Origin of the sequence: Sphingomonas sp. (genome assembly GCF_036731925.1) — a bacterium.
GTDB lineage: Bacteria > Pseudomonadota > Alphaproteobacteria > Sphingomonadales > Sphingomonadaceae > Sphingomonas.
The window spans coordinates 1240437-1260676 of record NZ_DAINDJ010000001.1; the positions used below are offsets into that span (position 1 = coordinate 1240437).

Sequence of the window (20240 nt, forward strand, 5' to 3'; positions counted from 1 at the left end):
CGGTCCCCCTGTGCCGCGGCCTCGCTGATCGTTACCTATGCACCGGCCAACTGCTCGGGTGGCGCGCGCGGGAAGAACCGACAATCCTTCGGCAGCGCGCGCCGCCGCCTCTCCGAGCCGCCTTCTAGAAGCTGGCCCAGTCTCCGCTGTCGGCCATCGCCTGCACCGGAACCGCGCGCGTAGCCCCGGCGTCGGTTGCCGCGTTGCCCTGCGAGCGCAGGACGGGGCGGCGAAGCGGCGCCTGCTGCCCGCCGGTGCGGAAGGTCGAAGCATGCGCGTCCAGCCGGGCAACCTGATCGGTGAGCTGGCGGGCGGCCGCGGAGGTCTCCTCGACCATCGCCGCATTCTGCTGCGTTGCGCGGTCCATTTCGCCGATTGCGGTGCTGATCTCGCGGATAGCGGTCGACTGGGCACGATTGTCCGCCGCCATGCTGCCGAGCAACTGGTGCACCTCGCCGACGGTGTCGACGATCGCGGCGAGCGCGCTGTCCACCCGTTCGACCGCGCCGCGCGCCACCACCACCTCGGACTGGGTGACGGTCAGCTGGTCGCGGGCCCGCTTCGCCTCTTCTTCGGCGCGCATCGCGAGCGCCGAGACGAGGTCGGCGACGACCGCGAAGCCGCGGCCCGCTTCACCCGCTCGGCCGGCTTCGACCGCCGCATTCATCGCGAGAACGCGGGTCTGGAACGCGATCTTGTCGAGGCCCTCGATGACGCTGTCGATGCCCTTGGCGCTGTCGGACACGCGGGACATCGCCTGCACCGCCTCGTCGGCGGTCGAGCGGCCCGAGCCGACCACGCCGATCGCCTGGTCAGCGCGCTCCACCGTTACCCCGGCGGCGGTCGCGGTGGCGTCGATGCGCTGGTTCATCTGCGTGATCGCGGCGGCGGTCTCTTCGAGGCTCGCTGCATTGGCTTCGGTGCGGCGCGCCAGATCCTCCGAGGCGCTGGCGATTTCCTGCGAGCCGGTTCGGATCGAGGCGGTGCCTTCCAGCACCGTGCCGATCAGTTCGCGCAGGCTGCCGATCGCGGTGCGGAAGTTGGTGGCGAGCTTTTCATAGTCGGCCGGGAAGTCGTGCCCGATGTCTGCGGTGAGATCGCCACCTGCGATCTTGGCCAGCGCCTGTCCAAGCGCCTCCATCGCATGCTCGCGTTCTGCCTGCGCCTGCCGGTCGCGCGTCTCTGCCTGCTGGCGGGCGATTTCGGAGGTGCGGAAATGTTGCAGCGCCTCGGCCATCGCGCCGATCTCGTCGGTGGCGGCGTGGGCCGGAATGGCGATGTCGACCTTGCCGGCGGCGAGGGCGCGCATTGCCTCCGTCATCTGCACCAGCGGCGAGAACATGCGGCGGCCAGCGTACCAGGCAGCGCCTGCGACGAGCACCGAGATCACCGCTGCGGAAAGTGCAAGCGTCCAGCGCGCGCCCCCCACGGCACCCATTACATCGCTTTCCGGGATGCCGACGAAGAGGATGCCGATCGTCTTGCCCGACGCATCCTTGATGGGATCATAGGCGGTGAAGAATGGCTTGCCGAGAATATCGGCCTTGCCACGATAGGTCTGGCCCTTGTCCAGCACCGTTTCATAGGCGGCGTTGCGCGCCAGCGGCGTGCCGACGGCACGGCCGCCCTCCGGCTTCATCACATTGGTGGCCACGCGCATGTCGCCGCGGAAAATGGTGGCGGTGCCACCCACCAGGCGCTTCACTTCATCGACGGGCTCGTCCCAGTTGTTCAGCTTGTGGTCGCCGACATAGAGGTCCTCGCCGTCCACCCGGAAGTCACTGCCATAATGGTGCAGCACGCTCCAGGCCACGCGCATGTTGACTTCCTGCCGCTGCTCCGCGGTCTGCGCCGCGCGCTGCGTCAGCGCCCGGTCGGCGACAAAAAACGTCGCGATCGCCAGAAGCATCATGCCGCCGACGGTCAGGATCGTCGTCTTGGAGGCGAGCGGAAGGTTGTTGAATCGCTTGAGCGTGTTCATCCTGTGGCAATGGACCCGCGACGCCTGGCGCGCCTTCAATGCGGTAATCTCCGTATTCATTATAGCGCAGGGAAACCCGGCCGAGCGCTTCGCACTTGTACCTCCGGTCATCTACGGAGACATGCATGTCTCCCATTACGAGGAGTGAAGGGATGGACGAGGAAGTTACGGGTGGATGTCAGTGCGGCCGCATCCGCTACCGCGTGCGGATCGAGAATGACGACGCCTATCTCTGCCATTGCCGCATGTGCCAGCGGGCGACCGGCGGCGTCTCGATTGCGTTCAAGGGCGTGGCCAGGGCGGCCGTTACCTGGGAGCGGGAGCCCGACCGCTACCGGTCCTCGCCGATCGCCGAGCGCGGCTACTGCCGGGAATGCGGCACGCCGCTGACCTTTGAATTCCTCGATGGCGAGACCATGGACCTGACCATCGGCAGCTTCGATGCGCCGGGCCGCTTCCAGCCCCGCCACAACTATGCGGTGGAGAGCATGCACGAACAGTGGCTCGACACGACCGCGCTGCCCCGATACCGGACCGAGGACAACCCGAACGTCGTCAAACGATGGATGGACAGCATTGGCCGACTACCCGACTGAAACGCACCGCTTCGCCAGCTTCGACGGGCAGGAGATTGCCTGGACCGAAATGGGGGAGGGGCGGCCCGTGGTGCTGATCCACGGCTATTTCTCCACCGCCGAGGTCAACTGGATCAAGTACGGCCATGCCGCCAAACTCGCGGCGCGCGGCCGGCGGGTGATCATGCCCGATCTGCGCGCGCACGGGCACAGCGCCAAGCCGCACGATCCCGGCGCCTATCCGCCCGACGTGCTGATGCGCGACAATTTCGCGCTGATCGCGCATCTGGGCCTGACCGACTATGATCTGGGCGGCTATTCGCTCGGCGCACGCACTGCCGTCCGGATGCTCGCCAACGGCGCCGCGCCGGACAAGGTGGTGCTCTCCGGCATGGGCCTCGACGGGCTGGTCGCTACCAAGGGGCGGGGTGCCTATTTCCACCGCGTGCTCACGAATCTCGGCAGCTTCCAGCGCGGCAGCTCCGAATGGCTGACCGAGGCGTTCCTCAAGACCACCAAGGGCGATCCCGTCGCGCTCCTGCATATCCTCGACACCTTTGTCGACACCCCGCGCGACGAGATCGCAGCGATCGCCCAGCCGACCGCGGTGATTTCGGGTGCCGAGGATTATGACAATGGCTCGGCCAAGGAGGTGGCGGACCTGCTGCCCTATGGCCTGTTCGTCGAAATCCCGGGCAATCACATGAGTGCCGTCACCCGGCCCGAGCTGGGTGACGCATTGGTGGAGTTCCTCGCTGGTTGACGGGAGAGGGGAAGGCGCGGCAGGGTCGCGCCTTTCTTGATTCCCGGGGACTTAGCATCATGATCCGTACCGGCCTTTCGCTCGCGGCGCTCGCCGCGATGCTCGCCGCACCCGCCCAGTCGCAGACCAGCACGAGCGCGCCTGCGCCTACCGCAGCCGACGCAGCCGCCTTCCTGACGCGCGCGCAACAGGAAATGGCGGCGTTCACGCTCACCTCCTCGCGGGTCGCCTGGGTCAACGCCACCTATATCACCGACGATACCGATGCGCTGGCCGCCGACTACGGCGCCAGGGGCACCGAGATGGCGGTCCGCTTCGCGCTCGACGCCGCCCGCCTGCAGAAGGCGCCGGGCCTCACGCCCGAGCAGCAGCGCCAGCTCACCATGCTCCGCGCCGCGCTGGTGCTGCCTGCGCCGACCACCCCGGGCGCCGCCCAGCAGCTGAGCGACATCTCGACCAAGCTCGGCTCCTTCTACGCCAAGGGCAAGGGTACGCGCGGCGGCAAGCCGATCAACGGCAGCGACATCGAAGCCGCGATGGGCAAGAGCCGGGATCCCAATGAACTCAAGGAGATGTGGGTCAGCTGGAACGACAATGTCGGTGCCCCGATGCGCCCCGACTACACCAAGCTGGTCGGCATCGCGAACCAGGGCGCGAAGGAGCTGGGCTTCGCCGACACCGGCGCGCTGTGGCGCTCAGGCTATGACATGCCGCCCGCCGAATTCGCGGCGATGACCGACAAGCTGTGGAACGAGGTGAAGCCGCTCTACGTGGCGCTCCACACCTATGTCCGCCGCAAGCTCAACGAGAAGTACGGCGATGCGGTCCAGGCCAAGAACGGCCCGATCCGCGCCGATCTGCTGGGCAACATGTGGGCGCAGGAATGGGGCAATATCTACGACGTGGTCGCGCCCAAGGGCGCCGGCGACCTCGGCTATGACGTGGGCGACCTGCTCAAGGCCAAGAACTACGACTGGAAGAAGATGGTCCAGACCGGCGAGGGCTTCTATTCCTCGCTGGGCTTCGCAGCCCTTCCGGGTACCTTCTGGGAGCGGTCGCTGTTCCTGAAGCCCGCCGACCGCGAAGTGCTGTGCCACGCCTCGGCCTGGGACATCGACGAGAAGGACGATATTCGCATCAAGATGTGCATCAAGGTGGATTCGGACGATTTCGTCACGATCCACCATGAGCTCGGCCATAATTATTATCAGCGTGCCTATCAGGCGCAGCCCGCGCTTTACCGCAATGGCGCGAACGACGGCTTCCACGAGGCGATCGGCGACTTCGTGGCGCTCTCGATCACGCCCGAATATCTGGTGCAGATCGGCCTGCTCGATCGCGCCCAGGTGCCGAGCGCCGACAAGGATATCGGCCTGCTGCTCCGCCAGGCGATGGACAAGGTGGCGTTCCTGCCGTTCGGCCTGCTGGTCGACAAATATCGCTGGCAGATCTTCGACGGCACCATCCCGGCGAGCCAGTATGAGGCGGGCTGGAACAAGCTGCGCCTCCAGTACCAGGGCATCGTGCCGCCGGTGGCGCGCGACGAGACCAAGTTCGATGCCGGCGGCAAGTATCACGTCGCGGGTAGCGTGCCCTACACGCGCTACTTCCTCGCGCGGCTGCTCCAGTTCCAGTTCTACAAGGCGGCGTGCGACCAGTCGGGCTGGAAGGGCCCGCTGCATCGCTGCAGCTTCTACGGCAACAAGGAAGTCGGCGCGCGGCTGAACAAGATGCTCGAAATGGGCGCCTCCAAGCCCTGGCCGGACGCGCTGCAGACCTTCACCGGCAGCCGCGAAATCTCCGGCAAGGCGATGGTCGAGTATTTCGCGCCGCTCAAGAAGTGGCTCGACGAACAGAACAAGGGTCAGCCGCAGGGTTGGTAACAGCGGACGGGACTTTCTCCTCCGATTCGTGCAGATGTGCGGCGAATCGGAGGAGATGTTCATGCGTACCAAGGGTTTTCTACTGGCGTTGGCGCTTGTTTCGGCGGGCCCTGCACTGGCCCAGTCCGGCAATTCGGGCCACGCGGTGGCGCTGGAGATCGTCGGGAGCGCCGGCGTCGATGTGAAGCCCAGCCGCGTGATCATGATGTTGCGCTACAAGGGCGAGGGCAAGACCAAGGCCGAGGCCGAACGTGCGCTCGCGACCAAGTTCGCAGCGATTCAGCGAGCGCTCAAGACGCAGGGCATCGCCGCCGCAGCGATCGGAAACCCGACGCCGCAGGAATCCGCCAAGATGCTCGCCGACAGCGCCGAGATGGTCTTCACCGCCGATGAGGATAGCAGCGACACAACCGAGCCGAAGGAGCCGAGCGTTGCGCTTCGAGGCATCAAGAAGCTCACGGTCGCGACGGTCGATCAGGCGGACGCAGTCAAGGCGAAGCTGGCGGAACTGGACGTGAAGGTCGAGGACGGCATTATCGAGCCGGATGCAGCGGGGATCGATGCCGCGCAGCGCGAAGTGAAGGCACTCGCGCTTCGGGCAGCGCGCAGCGACGCGGAGATCTACGCCAAGGAAATGGGCATGCGGGTCAACCGGGTCGTGCGGATCAGCGAGACGGGCAACGGCCCGCTGCTCCCGGGCATCCAGGCAAAGCTGGAGCAGGCCGTGATGCAGGGTCCGAAAGCCTTGGCGCGAATGTTCAAGCGGCCGGACGGGGCGGTGCGGATCGAGACGTCAATCGTGGTCGAGTTCGAACTCGCGCGCTGAGCGCAAGGCCCCGGTGTCGCAGGCACCGGGGCGGAAGGCTCTAGGCGAAACGCGCCGCGCCGCGTTTCCAAACAGTCTCTTGGCCGTGGATGCTCAGCCTGCGGGGTCCTGATCCGGGATCATGTTCTCGTCCGCAATTTCCGCTTCCCATTCGGCCGAACTATCCGTGCCGTCCGGCTGATGGGCGGTACCTGGCTGGGCTTCGGGCGTTTCGCGCGTGGGTTCGGGGTTCATGGCACTCTCCTCTGGCGGAGAAACGCGCCGGCCGCCTCGCGGTTCAGCCGTGCGTGCGGAACAGGAAGAAGGCGCCCGCCGCGATCAGCGCGAAGCCGATCAGGTGGTTCAGCGTGATCTTCTGCCCCAGATACAGCACCGAGAAGGCGGCGAAGACGGTAAGGGTGATCACCTCCTGCATCCCCTTGAGCTGCGCGGCCGAATAGACCGCGCTGCCCATCCGGTTGGCCGGCACCGCGAAGCAATATTCGATCAGCGCGATGCCCCAGCTGGTGAGGATCACCAGCAGCAGCGGTGCATTCTTGAACTTGAGATGCCCATACCAGGCAAAGGTCATGAACACGTTGGAGACGAACAGCAGCCCGATCGGCAGCAGGCGGTCCATCATCGGCATGCGCGTTCAGCCCGGATAGGCGCCGCGCAGCCGATCCATCGACTCGCGGTGGGTAAGATCCAGGTGCAGCGGCGTCACGGTGACGAACCCGGCCTCGATCGCGTCGAGGTCGGTATCCGGCGCGGCCTGGTGCGGCATCCGCCCCATCGCCAGCCAATAATAGGGGAAGCCGCGCGGATCGAGCCGCTTGTCCAGGGCCATCCGGCCATAGTCGCGCAGGCCCTGCGCAACCACCTTGATGCCCTGCACCGCGTTCGCCTCGATCGGCGGGAAGTTGATGTTCACCATGGTGCGCGGTGCCCAGTCCATGTCGAGCAGCGGCCGCAGCGCGCGCTCACCCCAGGTTTCGGCAGTGTCGAACGGCACCGCATCGCCCATGCCGCTGCGGGCATAACGCTGGCTGAGCGCAACCGAGCGGATGCCGGCCAGCGCGCCTTCCATCGCCGCCGAGACGGTGCCCGAATAGCTTACGTCCTCGGCCAGATTGCCGCCGCGATTCACGCCGGACAGGATCAGGTCCGGCTTGGCGTCCTTCATCACCTCGGCGAGCGCGAACATCACGCAGTCGGTCGGCGTGCCCTTCACCGCATAGCGGTTGTCCCCGTGGCGGCGGACGCGGAACGGCTCGGTGAGGGTCAGCGAGCGGCCCTTGCCCGATTGCTCCTCGGCGGGCGCGACGACGGTGATGTCGTCCGACAGCGTTCGCGCGATGCGCTCCAGCACCGCGAGGCCTCGGGCGTGATACCCGTCGTCGTTGGTGAGGAGGATCCGCATCAGCCGCGCGGCTCGAGCACGGTGAGTCCGCCCAAATAGGGCTGGAGCACCGCCGGCACCGCCACCGCGCCATTCTCCTGCTGGTAATTTTCCAGCACCGCGACCAGCGTGCGGCCCACCGCCAGGCCCGAGCCGTTGAGCGTGTGGACGAAGCGGGTGCCCTTCTCGCCTTCGGGGCGGTAGCGCGCGTGCATCCGGCGAGCCTGGAAATCGGCACAGGTGGAGCAGGACGAGATCTCGCGGTAGCGGTCCTGGCCCGGCAGCCACACTTCGAGGTCGTAGGTGCGCGCCGCGGTGAAGCCCATGTCGCCGCTGCACAGCTTCATGCGGCGGAAGGCGAGGCCCAGCTTGGTCAGCACGTCCTCGGCGGCGGCAGTCATCCGCTCATGCTCGGCCTCGGACTGGTCGGGCGTGGTGATCGACACCATCTCGGCCTTCTCGAACTGGTGCTGGCGGATGAAGCCGCGCGTGTCGCGCCCTGCCGCACCGGCTTCCGAGCGGAAGCAGGCGGTGAGGGCGGTCAGGCGGAGCGGCAGTTCCTCCTCGCTCAGGATCTTCTCGCGCACCGCGTTGGTCAAGCTCACCTCGGCGGTGGGGATCAGCCAGCGGCCGTCGGTGGTCTGGAACAGGTCTTCGGCGAACTTGGGCAGCTGGCCGGTGCCGAACAGCGCCTCGTCGCGCACCAGCAGCGGGGGCACGCATTCCTCATAGCCATGGCTGCCGGTCAGCGTGTCCAGCATGAACTGGCCGAGCGCGCGGTGCAGCCGGGCGGCCTGGCCGCGGAGGAAGGTGAAGCGTGCGCCGGACATCGCGGCGCCGGTCTCGAAATCGAGGCCCAGCGCCGGGCCGATCGTGTCATGCTCCTTCGGCGCGAAGCCGAAGGTGGGGCGCGTTCCGCGTTCGTGGACGAACACATTGTCATTTTCGTCCGAGCCGAGCGCCACATCCGGATAGGGGAGGTTGGGGAGGGCGGCGAGCCTGCCCTCCAGTTCCTCGCCAACCGCCTTTTCCTCGGCTTCGAGCATCGGCAGACGCTCCTTGAGGATCGTGACCTCTGCCATCAGCGCGGCGGCGGCGTCCTCGTCCTTCTTTGCCTTGGCGGCGCCGATCGCCTTGGAGGCTTCGTTGCGGCGGGCCTGGCCGGCCTGCAGCTCGGTCACGAGCGCGCGGCGGCGCTCGTCCAGCGCCAGCAAAGCCTCCGACTGCGGCTCCAGGCCGCGCTTGGCCAGGCCCTGATCGAAGGCTTCGGGATGTTCGCGGAGGAAGCGGATATCGTGCATGGCACGAGCCTATGGCCGGGGCCCGTTCCCCACGCAACCCCGCCGCCGCCCGCCCGTTGGTTCCTTCCAACCGAACAGCCGAAAGGAGAGCGCGATGCAGGTTCCACATGATGCGATGGTGGTGGTCGCCGATGGCCGCAAGCTGCTGATGCTGCGCAACCAGGGCGATGCCGAATATCTCAACCTCGAAGTGGTCCGGAAGGAGCTTCACGCGAATCCGAAGGACTCTGATCAGAAGACCGATTCGTCGGGCCGTTCGTCGTCCACCCAGTCGGGCCCCGGCGCGCCGGCGGTGGCGCAGGGCGGGTCCATGCACGCACAAGGCGGCGGTGCCCAGTTCGCGCCTGCGCGGGGAACGATGGGCGAAACCGATTTCCACCAGTTGGAAGAGGATCGCTTCGCCGCCGAAGTCGCGGGCATGCTGAAGGAGGAAGCGCTGCGGAACAGCTTCGAGTCGCTGATCATCGTCGCGCCGCCCAAGACGCTCGGCGAACTGCGCAAGCATTACCACGCCAGCGTCAGCGATCGACTGAAGGGCGAACTGGCCAAGGATCTGACCGATCATCCGGTGCCCGACATCGAAAAGGCACTGCAGGCAGCCTGAACGTTGCGGCGGGCGAACTAGCGCTTCGTCCGCCGCCAACGCATGAATAGTCGTTTCAAGCCCGGCGCAATGTGCGAATTCAGGACAAGGATCGTTGCGGGACGGCCTGTGTGCGGTATCTGTCTCGACCTGAAACCGAAAAAAGTGCAATCGGTTCAGGCGGGGCTAATTTCTACTGAAATATAGGGAATTCCCGCCAAAAAGCTTTCGCGACATTGGCTTGTTAACGGCTGCTTGCGAAAGTATAGCGCCTGCGGGCAATGCGGTCTCCTGGCGGCACGCCACCGGGGGACTGGTGTGGAGAGTGGGAATGGCAACTGTTTTGGGCCGTTTTGACGAGCACGATAAAGACGTTCCTCCGGCCGCGAACGACGGCGACGACGGGTACCGGCCGAGCGACGACGAACCCTTCATGAATCCGCGGCAGCAGGAATATTTCCGTGCCAAGCTGAATGCCTGGAAGGACGCGATCTATCGCGAGGCGGCAGGCACGCTGAACCAGCTGCAGTCCGAGCCGCTGCGCGAGGCGGACCTCACCGACCGCGCCTCCAGCGAGACCGACTGGTCGATCGAATTGCGCACCCGCGACCGCCAGCGGAAGCTGATCGCCAAGATCGATGCGGCACTTCGCCGGATCGAAGAGGGCGAATATGGCTATTGCGAAGTGACCGGCGAGCCGATCCCGCTCGGCCGCCTCGAAGCCCGCCCCACCGCGACGATGACCGTCGAGGCGCAGGAGCGGCACGAACGAAACGAGAAGATCAGCCGGGACGAATGAAATCTACGTTAAAAATCCGCTCCGGCATTTTCCCGGAGCGGATTCCGGTTAATCCTTTCGTTAAGAGTTGTTGGTCTACTCCCCTTCGGGTGCGAATCCGCGTTTGAGAGCCAACAATGGACCAGCAGTCTTACATTCCCGCCAGCACGCTTTCCGCCGATGATTTTGCGGGGAAGCGCAGCGGTGTCCGCGACAGCCTGTTGCTGACCGCGCAGTTCCGCGTGGAAGGCGAGGACGTCGGCACCGTGCGGGTCCGCAACCTTTCCGCGGGCGGGCTGATGGCCGAATATACCGGCCCGGTGGGCCTGCGTACGCCCGTCGAGGTCGAAGTCCGCGGCGTCGGCTGGGTGAAGGGCAAGATCGCCTGGGCGGCCGAGGGGCGCGTGGGCGTCGCGTTCGATAACGAGATCGATCCCAAGCTGGCCCGGAAGCCGGTCGGTGGCGGCACCCAGACGCCTGTCTACGTGAAGCCGATCTTCACGCGCCGCTAAGCGGCAGGACTGGCCTTTCCCTTTCAACGGTACGCAGCGGGGCGTATTTCCCCGCATTCTGATCGACGTTGGAGTCCACCTGAACCAGGCTCGCGCAACAGATTGCGTCGCGCGAGTCCAAGTTCGGGGTAAATAACCTGTTGATGAAACCGCTAGCGCTGCATCTCTTCCTTGACGCGCAGTTTCTCTTTCTTCAATTGCGCTATCAGCATCTGGTCTGGGAGGGGGCGTTGCGTTTCGGAGGCGATTCGCTGGTCCAGCTGTGAATGCTTGGCGCTAAGTGCCGAAAGATGCCCGGTGTGCATGAAGCAGTCCTCCTTCAATGACTCTGAGGGGAGCGAACTACATCATGTTTTGCTCCCTGTGTCGCGTGCAGAATCATCACTGATCGACAGATGGCGGAAAAGCCGCGATGGTTCGTGTGCCGGGTAAAGGCCTGGCGAGTCGGGCGCACTGGGGGCAAGGAATGGACGAAAGCGAGATCCGGCGGCGGCTGGAGCCACTGCGCGCCGAGCACCGCGACCTGGATGCCGCCATTGCCGCGCTCGTCGAATCCGGCCCGGGGGACCAGCTGCAGATCGCCCGGTTGAAGAAGCGCAAGCTCAAGCTCCGCGACGAGATCTCGCTCCTCGAGGACCAGCTCATCCCGGACATCATTGCGTGATTGTGCCGGTTTGTTGCGCTGCAGTGCAATTCGGACTTTCCGGCGCACCGGCTCCTGTGGCAGCTAGGTTTGCATGAAAGGTCGGGACGCCATCACCTTGCACCGCCGGCTGGTCGACTCGCTGTACGTCGAGGCGATGGTGCTTGCGGATGAGGCGCGCGGCTATTTCGACCAGCTCGGTCGGGACGAGCGCGATGCGCTGAGCGCGCTGAGCAGGGTGGCCTTCTCGTGCGAGTCACTCAAGGTGACGACGCGGCTCATGCATGTGATCGCGTGGCTGCTCACCCAGCGCGCGGTGGATGCCGGCGAACTGCAGCTCGACGATGCGCGGGCGCCCGGGCGGCGTCTCGGGCCTGCGCCCGAGACCGATGCCGCGCTGCTGGACGACATGCCGCTTCAGGCCGTCGCCATCGTTCGTGCCAGCATGGATCTCTACCGCCGCGTAGCTCGGCTGGATTCCGCGTTCGACGTGCCGGCCGTGGCGGTGCCGAGCCCGGCACGCCGCATGCTCGACCGGCTCGCAGGCGCCTTCTGAGCGACTAGAGTGCCAGGCGTGCCCGCGCCGCCGCATATTCCGCCTGCAGGCGCTGGATGCGGGTTGCTGCCGGCTCGATCGCGTGGACGGCGCCGATGCCTTGGCCGGATCCCCAGATGTCCTTCCACGCCTTGGCGCCGCCGAAGTTCATCGCGCTCGGATCGCCTTCGGGAAGATTGTCCGGATCGAGCCCGGCGTTGACGATCGAGGCGCGCAGATAATTGCCGTGCACGCCGGTGAAGAGGTTCGAATAGACGATGTCATCCGCCCGGCCGTCGACAATCGCCTGCTTATAGGCCTGGACGGCGTTCGCCTCCTCGGTGGCGATGAAGGGGGACCCGATATAGGCGAGGTCCGCGCCCATCGCCTGGGCCGCCAGCACGGCTCCGCCGGTGGCGATGGAGCCCGAGAGCGCGACCGGTCCGTCGAACCATTCGCGGACTTCCTGAACGAGCGCGAACGGGCTCAGCCTGCCTGCGTGGCCGCCGGCCCCGGTCGCGACCAGGATCAGCCCGTCCGCACCCTTCTCGACGGCCTTGTGGGCGAACCGATCGTCGATGACGTCGTGCAGGGTGATGCCGCCCCAGCCATGCACTGCGTCGTTGAGTTCCGGCCGTGCGCCCAGCGAGGTGATGACGATCGGCACCTTCCACTTGGCGCAACTCGCGACATCCTCTTCCAGCCGGGGGTTGGAACGATGGACGATCTGGTTGACCGCGAACGGAGCGGCGGGCGTCTCCGGGTGGTCGCGATCCCAAGCGGCCAGTTCCTCGGTGATCTGGTGCAGCCATTCGTCCAACTGGCTCTGCGGCCGCGCGTTCAGCGCGGGGAACGAGCCGACGATGCCCGCCTTGCATTGCGCGATGACCAGCTCTGGGCCGGAGATGATGAACAGCGGCGAGCCGATGACGGGAAGCCGCAGACGATCGAAAAGTGCCGGTAGCGCCATGGCTGCCAGTGATACCGCAGCTACGAAGCCTGTCTAGGCGGGTGTCGTGGACGCTACGGCATCCCGCAGTGAACGAGGACCGTGGAGGCAACTTGATCCCGGAACTCCGGCGAATCAGTCGATCCGTACCAGCCCTTCGGCATATTCACGCTGCTTGGCCGCGTAGAGTGCGGCGCTTGCGCGGACCATCGCGCGCTGCGCTTCGTCCAGCGGGCGCACCGCGCGGGCAGGGCTGCCGACGATGAGGTGGCCCGCCGGGAATGTCTTGCCTTCGGTGACGAGCGCGCCTGCGCCGACCAGGCACTCGGGCCCGATCACCGCCCGATTGAGGATGACCGCGCCCATCCCGACCAGCGTGCCGTCGCCGATCGTGCAGCCATGGAGAACCGCGCGGTGCCCCACCGTAACTTCCTCTCCGATCGTCAGCGGCGCGCCGGGATCGGAGTGGAGCACGGCGCCTTCCTGAACATTGCTGCGTGCGCCGATCCGGATCGGCGTATTGTCCGCGCGCACCACCGCGCCAAACCAGATGCTTGCCCCTGCCGCCAGGTGAACGTCGGCGATCAACTCGGCGCTCGGCGCGACCCAGGCGTCAGCGGCGATTTGCGGGGCTTTCCCGCCAAAGGCGTAGAGCGGCATGCGGCTTAGAGCGTGAAGCTCTCGAAGCCGGCCGGCAGCGGCATCTGCATGCCGAGCGCGAGTGCGAGCGCGACGGCACCCAGCAGCAGCGCAAGCGTGGAGGAAAGCGAGAAGAGGCCCCAGCCGACCATGGTCACGATCGGCGCATTGGCACGCTGTTCACGACGGTTGCGTTGCATCGTCAGCAGCACGAAGCCAGACGCCATTGCATACATGAACACGAAGAATTCAGCCATTCCGTCCACCCGATCTCTGCCCGCTTCAAGGCCTAACCCGTTCAGGTTGCGGCATCAATCCAGGGGAAATGCGGATCGCCGCGATGCAGCACGCGTTGGTCGCATCATCACGGAACAAAACCGGGCTTAAAGCGTGACGCCCCGCTTCCAGATTGCGATCTCGCGTTCGCCGTTGCGCTCTGCGGCCGTAGGCTCGCCGGACGCGATGGCGACAATCCGGTCGAGCAGGGCGTCGCGCGCCTCGTTCATGCTTTCGGCCAGCACCTGGCCGGCATCGAAATCGATCCACCCGGGCTTGCGGGCGGCAAGGTCGCTGTTGGAGGCGATCTTCACGGTAGGCACGGGGAAACCAAGGGGGGTGCCGCGCCCCGTGGTGAACAGGATGATGGTGGCCCCCGCGGCCGCAAGCGCGGTGCTGGACACGGCATCGTTCCCCGGCGCTTCGAGCAGGGCCAGCCCGCGATAGCGGACGCGGTCACCATAGTCGAGGACATCGGTGACGGTCGCGTGGCCCGCCTTCTGGACCGCGCCCAGCGACTTCTCTTCCAGTGTGGTGATACCGCCCGCCAGATTGCCGGGGGAGGGGTTTTCCGAGACCGGCTCGCCGTGTCGGGTGAAATAGGCCTTGAAGCCATTGACCATGCCGACGATTCGCTCGAACACGGCTTCGTTTTCGGCGCGCGCCATCAACAGCTGTTCGGCGCCGAAAATCTCCGGGATCTCGGTGAGAATGGCCGTGCCGCCAGACGCAGTAACCGCGTCACTCATGCGCCCGACCAGGGGATTGGCGGTCAATCCTGAGAATCCGTCTGAACCGCCGCACTTTACCCCCAGCACCAGTTCCGCGAGCGGTTCACGTGTTCGCACCGATTGTTCAGCCTGTACGACAAGTTCTTCTACCAGCGCGATTCCTTCCTCGATCTCGTCGCCGGCCGACTGGGCGCCGATCGTTCGCAGGTTGGGCTGAGAGATGCCGGCAAGCATGTCGCGCATCTGGTTGGATTCGCAGCCTAGCCCAACCAACAGGACGCCGCCGGCATTAGGGTGGTTGGCCAGCGCGGTAAGGATCGCACGCGTGCCCGCAAGATCGTCGCCCAGCTGGGAGCAGCCGAACGGGTGGGCAAAAGCGTGGATGCCGTCGACCCGTCCGGCGAAGCGCTGTGCTGCCCGCGCCGCGATCTTCTCGGCAGTCCGGCCGACGCAACCGACCGTCGGGAGGATCCAGATTTCGTTGCGGGTGCCGACCCGACCATCGGCGCGGCGATAGCCGAGGAATGCCACTTGCGGTGCCGGCTCCGCCGCTTCCGCGGTGGGGCGATAGGCATAGCTCCCGCTCGTCTCGAGTGCCGTTTCGACATTATGGGTGTGAACATGCTCGCCCGGCGCAATCGCGCGAGTCGCCCGGCCGATCGGGAACCCGAACTTGTGGACCGCTTCTCCGGCAGCGATGGGGCGCAGCGCCACCTTGTGGCCCTGGGCGATATCGGCCGTGACGGTGACGCCGAGCGCGTGCGCGCCGGCATTGAGGGGGCGGAGCGCGGTGGCCACGGGGTCGCGCGGATCGATTTGGAACAAGGCTGCCGTCATCGCAACTGGTATACGCGCGGATGGCGGCTGCTCCTAGAGGCGGCGCGCGGCGGAATAATTGCGGCCGCCCGTAGTTTTCCGGAGCGGCGAGTTGCAGCTGCTTGTGTTTCGGGGGCGTTAAGCCATTGGGCACTAGGGGGTATCCAGGCAGTGGGGGAGTTGGATCGCGTGATGGCACCGCCGCCAAAGTCGGCCTTGATCAAGGCGATGATGCGCAGTTTCCGCTGGACGATGCGGCTGAGCACCGGCCAGGCCCTGGTGGTGGTCTGCGCCGCGATGTTCGCGACCGTATTCGCCGACTGGATCAGCGGCCCCAGGGTCTCGCTGACCATCGGCTATCTGTTCGTCGACGTCCTGGCGGCGTGGACCCTGCGCGAACGTGTCGGCATCGCATTTGTGCTGGCATCGATCGCGCTCGGATCGGCCGTGAACGGATTCGGCTCGGTTCCCACGGTGGACCAGAACGGCCTTTCGACATCGGTGGCGATCTGGAACACCACAACCCGCGCGGCCGGCGCGATCATGATCGTGCTGATGGTGGCGACGCTGCGGCATACCATCGATGGCGAGCTGTGGCGCGCCTCCACCGATTATCTGACCCGTTCCTTGAACGGCGGCGCTTTCCGCACCCAGATCGAGCGCGTGGCACAGATCGGGCGCAGGCGGGGCTCCACCCTGTTGCTGCTGTACATGGACCTGGACGGCTTCAAGGCAGTCAATGATCGGCACGGCCATGCCGCTGGCGACAGCGTCCTGCGGCGTTTTGCCGACGAAGCGCGGGCCCGGATGCGCCCCGACGACCTGTTCGCCCGGCTGGGCGGCGACGAGTTCTGCGCCTTCCTCGCGATCGAACGGGGCGTGGCACCCGAGCAGGTGGCCGAGAGCCTGCATGCGCGATTGAGCGAGGCGCTGCGCTCGACGGGGCATGCCGTCACCTGCAGCATGGGCGCGGTGGTCATCGATGCAGCGGCCGCGCACGATACCGAACGGATGATCGGATTGGCGGACGAGGCGATGCTGGAAGTGAAGCGCAACGGCAAGAACGCGATCCGCATTGCCTTCGATACGCCGGACGCGGTGCGGCGGGCGGCATGACGCTGCATTTCTTCTCCGCCGCCTTCCGGCCCGAGGACGAAGGAGACCGCCAGCGGGCGGTCGACGGCCTGCCGTCGATCAAGGCAGGCGATCCGGTGCTGCGCGCATTGCTGGAGACCACGTGCGAGCTGCTGCGGACCCCGATTGCAATGATCACGCTTGCCGATGGCGACGTTCAGCGGATCGTCGATGCGGTGGGGATCGAGCCGATGTCGCTCCCGCGCTCGATCGCGTTCTGCTCGCACACCATTGCCGCATCGGAGGGTTTTCTCACGGTGCCGGACCTGCGCGCCGATCCGCGCTTCCGGGCCAACCCGCTGGTAAGCGGCGGGCCCTGCGCGCGGCATTATACCGGCGCCACGGTGCGGGTAGGGTCATTGCCGGTCGGCGCGCTTTGTGGGGTCGACCTTCGACCGCACGGGCCGGCTTCCTTCCGGCAGCGGGCAGAGCTTGGCCAGCTGGCGATCGCCGTTGCCGACCGCATCGGTGCCGCAACGCGGACCAACTGACTCGTCGGATTTTCGTGCCGGCCGAGCCGGCGTTGCTTGGAAACGCGGCGCGTTGCCGGTAGGCCGCAGCCTCACGGCAACGGGAGAACCGCATGATCCGCACCGGCCTTATCGGCTTCGGCCTAGGCGGCACCGCCTTCCACGCACCGCTGATCGACGCTGTCGACGGGCTCGAGCTTGCAGCCGTCGGCACCTCGCGGCAGGAAGCGGTTGCGGCGGCCTACCCGAGCGTCCCGGCGATGGCGGCCGACGCCCTGATCGCCGATCCCACGATCGAGCTGGTGGTGGTTTCCACGCCCAACCCGACCCATTTCGGCCTGGCGCAGGCGGCGCTGAAGGCGGGCAAGCATGTGGTGGTCGACAAGCCGCTGACGCCGACCGCCGCCGAAGCCGAGACGCTGATCGCACTCGCGAATGCCCAGGTGCGGCTGCTCGTGCCTTTCCACAATCGCCGGTGGGACAGCGACTTTCTTGCGGTGAAGGCGCTGGTCGAAAGCGGCCGGCTGGGCGAGATCCTGCTGTTCGAGGGGCATTGGGACCGGTTCCGTCCCGAACTGTCCCAGGCGTGGAAGGAAGCGGACGGGGCGGGGCAGCTGCTCGACCTTGGGCCGCACATGCTCGACCAGGCGCTGGTGCTGTTCGGCATGCCAGAAGCGGTGCAGGGCGATGTCGTGGGCCAGCGGGGCAACAGCCCGGTCGACGACTATTTCACGATCACGCTGTTCTACGGGGCGCGGCGGGTGGTGCTGGCGAGCTCACGGATGATCGCCGCGGCGCGGCCTCGCTTCGCCCTGCATGGCCGCGGCGGCAGCTTCGTGAAATACGGTCTTGATCCGCAGGAGGCGGCGATGCGTGCCGGCGGCTCGGTGCGCGATCCCGGGCACGGGGTGGAGGATCCGGCGCAACACGGCGTGCTGACGCTGCCCGACGGAAGGCAGGAACGCATCGCCTCCGAACGCGGCGATTATCGACGTTTCTATGCCGAGGTTGCAGCGGCAATCCGCTACGGTGCGCCTGCTCCGGTGGCGGCAACCGATGCGCTGGCCGGGCTCAGACTGATCGAGCTGGCGCGGCAGAGTGCCGCGGAAGGTCGCAGGATTTCAATTGGTTGAGGGTTGCTCCCCGCACGCTGTGTGAAGGCGTGCGGGGAGGAGCGATCAGGGATGCCAGCTCACCGGCAGCGTGCGGGCGGGCACAGTGACGGCGGTGGTGGCGACGATGTCCTCGGACGACTGGCCGAGGAGCACCTTGTAGCTGCCGCCGGCAATCTTCCACTGGTGGGCCGCGTCGTCGAACGTGGCGAGCAGGCGCGGATCCACCGTGACCGAGATGGTCTTCGATGCGCCCGGTGCCAGCGACACCTTCTGGAAGGCCCCCAGCCGCTTCGGTGCTTCCCAGCCCGCGCCGGAGACATAGACCTGCGCCACGTCCGCGCCGGCGCGCATGCCGGTGTTGCGCAGCGTGAAGGTCACGGTCACCTGGCCCTTGGGCGCGGTGGCCTTCAGGCCCGAATAGGCGAAGCGGGTGTAGGACAGGCCGTGGCCGAAGGCGAATTGCGGCTTGTCGCCCTTCGCGTCGTACCATTTGTAACCGACCGCGGCGCCTTCGGTGTAGCGGGTCTCGCCTTCGTTGGGCACGCTCGGCTTGGGCAGCTGCGAGACGCTGCGCGGGAAGCTGGCGGGCAGGTGGCCCGAGGGGTTCACCTTGCCGGTCAGCACGTTGGCGATCGCTTCGCCGCCGGCCGTGCCGGGATACCAGGCCTCCAGGATCGCGGCCGCCTTGTCGGCCCAGGGGGTGAGCACCGGACCGCCGGTTTCCAGCACCACCACCGTCTTGGCATTGGCGCCGGCAACGGCATCGATCAGGGCGTCCTGATTGTCGGTGAGGCTCAGCGACACGTCGAACGCTTCGCCGGCCCACTGGGTGGCGAAGACCAGCGCGACGTCGGCCTGCTTGGCGGCAGCGGCAGCCGCGGCGAGGTCCTTGCCGTCGACATAGCTGATCTGCGCGTTCGGCAGCTGGCGGCGCAGCGCTTCCAGCGGCGAGGAGGGGTGGTACATCACCGGCCCCGGCCAGATCTGCGGCTCGAGACCCGGCACCGCATTGCCGCCGACCGGATAGACCAGCGACGAGCCGCCGCCCGCCAGCACGCCCTTGTCTGCATGGCCGCCGATCACGACGATCCGCTTGGCCGTGGCCGCCAGCGGCAGCACGTCGCCCTTGTTCTGGAGGAGGACGATGCCTGCCTCGGCATCGGCACGCGTGACGTCTGCATGTGCCTTGAGCATCGCGGGGGCGAGATCGAGCGGCGCGGCGGTGATCGGGTGATCGAACAGGCCGTGGGCGAACATCGAGCGGAGGATGCGGTGCGCCATCTCCTCGAGGCGCGCCTTGCTCACGTCACCCTTGGCGATCGCGGCCTTGAGCGGTTCGCGGAAATAGGGCTGCTCGTCGAACGGCCAGCCCGATTGCTGTTCCAGGCCTGCATTGGCGGCAGCGACGGTGGAGTGGGTAGCGCCCCAGTCCGACATTACGAAGCCCTTCCAGCCCCAGTCGCGGCGCAGCACGTCGGTCAGCAGCCAGGGCTGTTCGCAGGCCCACAGCCCGTCGACCTTGTTGTAGCTGCACATTACCGAGCCGGGATTGCCCTTCTCGATCGCGATGTTGAAGGCGAGGAGATCGCTCATCCGTGCAGCGGTGCGATCGAGCACCGCGTTCATCTTGTTGCGATCAGTCTCCTGATCGTTGATCGCATAATGCTTCACGGTCGAGATGATGTGGTTCGACTGGATGCCGGCCATCTGCGCACCGACGATCGTGCCGGCGAGCAGCGGATCTTCGCCGCCATATTCGAAGTTGCGGCCGTTGCGCGGTTCGCGCAGCAGGTTGACGCCGCCGGCGAGCATCACGTTGAAGCCAGAGGCGCGCGCTTCCGCGCCGATCATCGCGCCGCCCTTGAAGGCAAGCGCCGGATCCCAGGTTGCGGCGGTGGCGATGCCCGAGGGAAGCGAGGTGCGGCCGCGCTTGTTGGGCGCGCTGCCCTGCGTCGCGACACCGACGCCGGCATCGGTCTGCCACTGCGCCGGGATGCCGAGGCGCGGGATCGCGGGAATGTAGCCGGCCGAACCGGGACGCGCCTCTGCGGGCGTCTTGAAGTTCTTCGGCGTGAAATCGGTGCCGAACAGACCGAACACCAGCGTCAGCTTCTCGTCCTCGGTCATCTGCGCGAGGATCGCCTTGGCGCGGGCGTCGGGCGAAAGCTTGACATTGGTCCAGGGGCGCGATGCCTGCTGCTGGGCCAGTGCGGGGGCGGTGATGGCGGTGGTTGCGGCAAGCGCCAGCAGCGGCGCGGCAAGGGCCAGGGTACGTCGCTTCATGTCGTCCTCTCCTCCCGGATCGTTTGTCAACGTTGTCGCGGACTAAGCACAAGCGCGGCCGCCGAC

Annotated in this window: 24 protein-coding genes; 13 read left to right on the forward strand and 11 right to left on the reverse strand. The window is 66.6% G+C overall.

Going from position 1 to position 20240, the window contains the following annotated elements; all coding sequences use genetic code 11:
- Window positions 1-124 precede the first annotated feature (124 nt).
- Window positions 125-1981, reverse strand: a complete 1857-nt coding sequence (locus V7E00_RS06115; protein WP_333571763.1) for a methyl-accepting chemotaxis protein — start codon at window positions 1979-1981, stop codon at window positions 125-127.
- Here V7E00_RS06115 and V7E00_RS06120 point away from each other — a divergent pair.
- The 5 genes from V7E00_RS06120 to V7E00_RS06140 all read left to right on the forward strand — a co-directional run bounded on the left by V7E00_RS06120 (window position 1974) and on the right by V7E00_RS06140 (window position 6028).
- Window positions 1974-2129, forward strand: a complete 156-nt coding sequence (locus V7E00_RS06120) for a hypothetical protein (protein WP_333571764.1) — start codon at window positions 1974-1976, stop codon at window positions 2127-2129. The genes V7E00_RS06115 and V7E00_RS06120 overlap by 8 nt on opposite strands.
- 4 nt (window positions 2130-2133) lie before the next feature.
- Window positions 2134-2577, forward strand: a complete 444-nt coding sequence (locus V7E00_RS06125; protein WP_333571765.1) for a GFA family protein — start codon at window positions 2134-2136, stop codon at window positions 2575-2577.
- Window positions 2558-3319 carry an alpha/beta fold hydrolase gene (locus V7E00_RS06130; protein ID WP_333571766.1) on the forward strand — a complete coding sequence of 254 codons (762 nt, stop codon included), beginning with the start codon at window positions 2558-2560 and terminating at the stop codon, window positions 3317-3319. Before V7E00_RS06125 ends, V7E00_RS06130 begins: the two co-directional genes overlap by 20 nt.
- 59 nt (window positions 3320-3378) lie before the next feature.
- On the forward strand, window positions 3379-5202 hold the full coding sequence (locus V7E00_RS06135) for a M2 family metallopeptidase (RefSeq protein ID WP_333571767.1): 1824 nt from the start codon (window positions 3379-3381) through the stop codon (window positions 5200-5202).
- A 61-nt stretch (window positions 5203-5263) separates the two neighbouring features.
- The gene (locus V7E00_RS06140) at window positions 5264-6028 is read left to right on the forward strand and encodes an SIMPL domain-containing protein (RefSeq protein ID WP_333571768.1); all 765 of its coding nucleotides are present in this window, start codon (window positions 5264-5266) and stop codon (window positions 6026-6028) included.
- Window positions 6029-6121: 93 nt separating this feature from the next.
- Here the strand turns inward: V7E00_RS06140 and V7E00_RS06145 are convergent, their stop codons facing one another.
- From V7E00_RS06145 to serS, 4 genes are read right to left on the reverse strand one after another with little or no spacing between them, the layout of a single operon-like run.
- A complete protein-coding gene (locus V7E00_RS06145) occupies window positions 6122-6262 on the reverse strand; it encodes a hypothetical protein (RefSeq protein ID WP_333571769.1) in 141 nt (46 codons plus the stop codon).
- A gap of 43 nt (window positions 6263-6305) precedes the next feature.
- Window positions 6306-6656, reverse strand: coding sequence for a DMT family protein (locus V7E00_RS06150; RefSeq protein WP_443019145.1), 351 nt, complete (start codon window positions 6654-6656; stop codon window positions 6306-6308).
- Window positions 6657-6662: 6 nt separating this feature from the next.
- Complete coding sequence (surE, locus tag V7E00_RS06155) at window positions 6663-7430, reverse strand: 5'/3'-nucleotidase SurE (protein ID WP_333571770.1); 768 nt, start codon at window positions 7428-7430, stop codon at window positions 6663-6665.
- Window positions 7430-8710, reverse strand: a complete 1281-nt coding sequence (gene serS / locus V7E00_RS06160) for a serine--tRNA ligase (protein ID WP_333571771.1) — start codon at window positions 8708-8710, stop codon at window positions 7430-7432. The genes surE and serS overlap by 1 nt, the downstream gene beginning before the upstream one ends.
- A 94-nt stretch (window positions 8711-8804) precedes the next feature.
- Between serS and V7E00_RS06165 the strand changes: the two genes are divergently transcribed.
- From V7E00_RS06165 to V7E00_RS06175, 3 genes are all read left to right on the forward strand, one after another.
- Complete coding sequence (locus tag V7E00_RS06165) at window positions 8805-9314, forward strand: host attachment family protein (protein WP_333571772.1); 510 nt, start codon at window positions 8805-8807, stop codon at window positions 9312-9314.
- A 310-nt stretch (window positions 9315-9624) separates the two neighbouring features.
- Window positions 9625-10092 (forward strand): RNA polymerase-binding protein DksA, encoded by a 468-nt coding sequence (dksA, locus tag V7E00_RS06170; protein ID WP_333571773.1) that lies wholly within the window; start codon window positions 9625-9627, stop codon window positions 10090-10092.
- Between the two features lie 116 nt (window positions 10093-10208).
- Entirely contained in the window at window positions 10209-10583 is a 375-nt protein-coding gene (locus V7E00_RS06175) for a PilZ domain-containing protein (RefSeq protein ID WP_333571774.1), read from the forward strand.
- Window positions 10584-10735: 152 nt separating this feature from the next.
- On the opposite strand, the gene V7E00_RS06180 is transcribed toward V7E00_RS06175, so the two are convergent.
- Complete coding sequence (locus tag V7E00_RS06180) at window positions 10736-10888, reverse strand: YdcH family protein (protein ID WP_333571775.1); 153 nt, start codon at window positions 10886-10888, stop codon at window positions 10736-10738.
- Window positions 10889-11049: 161 nt separating this feature from the next.
- Between V7E00_RS06180 and V7E00_RS06185 the strand changes: the two genes are divergently transcribed.
- The gene (locus tag V7E00_RS06185; protein ID WP_333571776.1) at window positions 11050-11247 is read left to right on the forward strand and encodes a YdcH family protein; all 198 of its coding nucleotides are present in this window, start codon (window positions 11050-11052) and stop codon (window positions 11245-11247) included.
- Window positions 11248-11320: 73 nt separating this feature from the next.
- On the forward strand, window positions 11321-11782 hold the full coding sequence (locus tag V7E00_RS06190; RefSeq protein ID WP_333571777.1) for a DUF1465 family protein: 462 nt from the start codon (window positions 11321-11323) through the stop codon (window positions 11780-11782).
- A 4-nt stretch (window positions 11783-11786) separates the two neighbouring features.
- Here the strand turns inward: V7E00_RS06190 and V7E00_RS06195 are convergent, their stop codons facing one another.
- From V7E00_RS06195 to V7E00_RS06210, 4 genes are all read right to left on the reverse strand, one after another.
- Entirely contained in the window at window positions 11787-12731 is a 945-nt protein-coding gene (locus V7E00_RS06195; protein ID WP_333571778.1) for an NAD(P)H-dependent flavin oxidoreductase, read from the reverse strand.
- Between the two features lie 114 nt (window positions 12732-12845).
- Complete coding sequence (locus V7E00_RS06200; protein ID WP_333571779.1) at window positions 12846-13370, reverse strand: gamma carbonic anhydrase family protein; 525 nt, start codon at window positions 13368-13370, stop codon at window positions 12846-12848.
- Between the two features lie 5 nt (window positions 13371-13375).
- Window positions 13376-13606 carry a hypothetical protein gene (locus V7E00_RS06205; protein WP_333571780.1) on the reverse strand — a complete coding sequence of 77 codons (231 nt, stop codon included), beginning with the start codon at window positions 13604-13606 and terminating at the stop codon, window positions 13376-13378.
- Window positions 13607-13732: 126 nt separating this feature from the next.
- Window positions 13733-15193, reverse strand: a complete 1461-nt coding sequence (locus V7E00_RS06210) for a UxaA family hydrolase (protein WP_333571781.1) — start codon at window positions 15191-15193, stop codon at window positions 13733-13735.
- On the opposite strand from V7E00_RS06210, the gene V7E00_RS06215 reads away from it, so the two are divergent.
- The 3 genes from V7E00_RS06215 to V7E00_RS06225 all read left to right on the forward strand — a co-directional run bounded on the left by V7E00_RS06215 (window position 15116) and on the right by V7E00_RS06225 (window position 17909).
- Window positions 15116-16288 (forward strand): GGDEF domain-containing protein, encoded by a 1173-nt coding sequence (locus tag V7E00_RS06215; protein ID WP_333571782.1) that lies wholly within the window; start codon window positions 15116-15118, stop codon window positions 16286-16288. The genes V7E00_RS06210 and V7E00_RS06215 overlap by 78 nt on opposite strands.
- Window positions 16285-16797, forward strand: a complete 513-nt coding sequence (locus V7E00_RS06220; RefSeq protein ID WP_333571783.1) for a GAF domain-containing protein — start codon at window positions 16285-16287, stop codon at window positions 16795-16797. The genes V7E00_RS06215 and V7E00_RS06220 overlap by 4 nt, the downstream gene beginning before the upstream one ends.
- A gap of 92 nt (window positions 16798-16889) precedes the next feature.
- Window positions 16890-17909, forward strand: coding sequence for an oxidoreductase (locus V7E00_RS06225; protein WP_333571784.1), 1020 nt, complete (start codon window positions 16890-16892; stop codon window positions 17907-17909).
- A 45-nt stretch (window positions 17910-17954) separates the two neighbouring features.
- Here the strand turns inward: V7E00_RS06225 and V7E00_RS06230 are convergent, their stop codons facing one another.
- Window positions 17955-20174 carry a beta-glucosidase family protein gene (locus tag V7E00_RS06230; protein WP_333571785.1) on the reverse strand — a complete coding sequence of 740 codons (2220 nt, stop codon included), beginning with the start codon at window positions 20172-20174 and terminating at the stop codon, window positions 17955-17957.
- Window positions 20175-20240 lie beyond the last annotated feature (66 nt).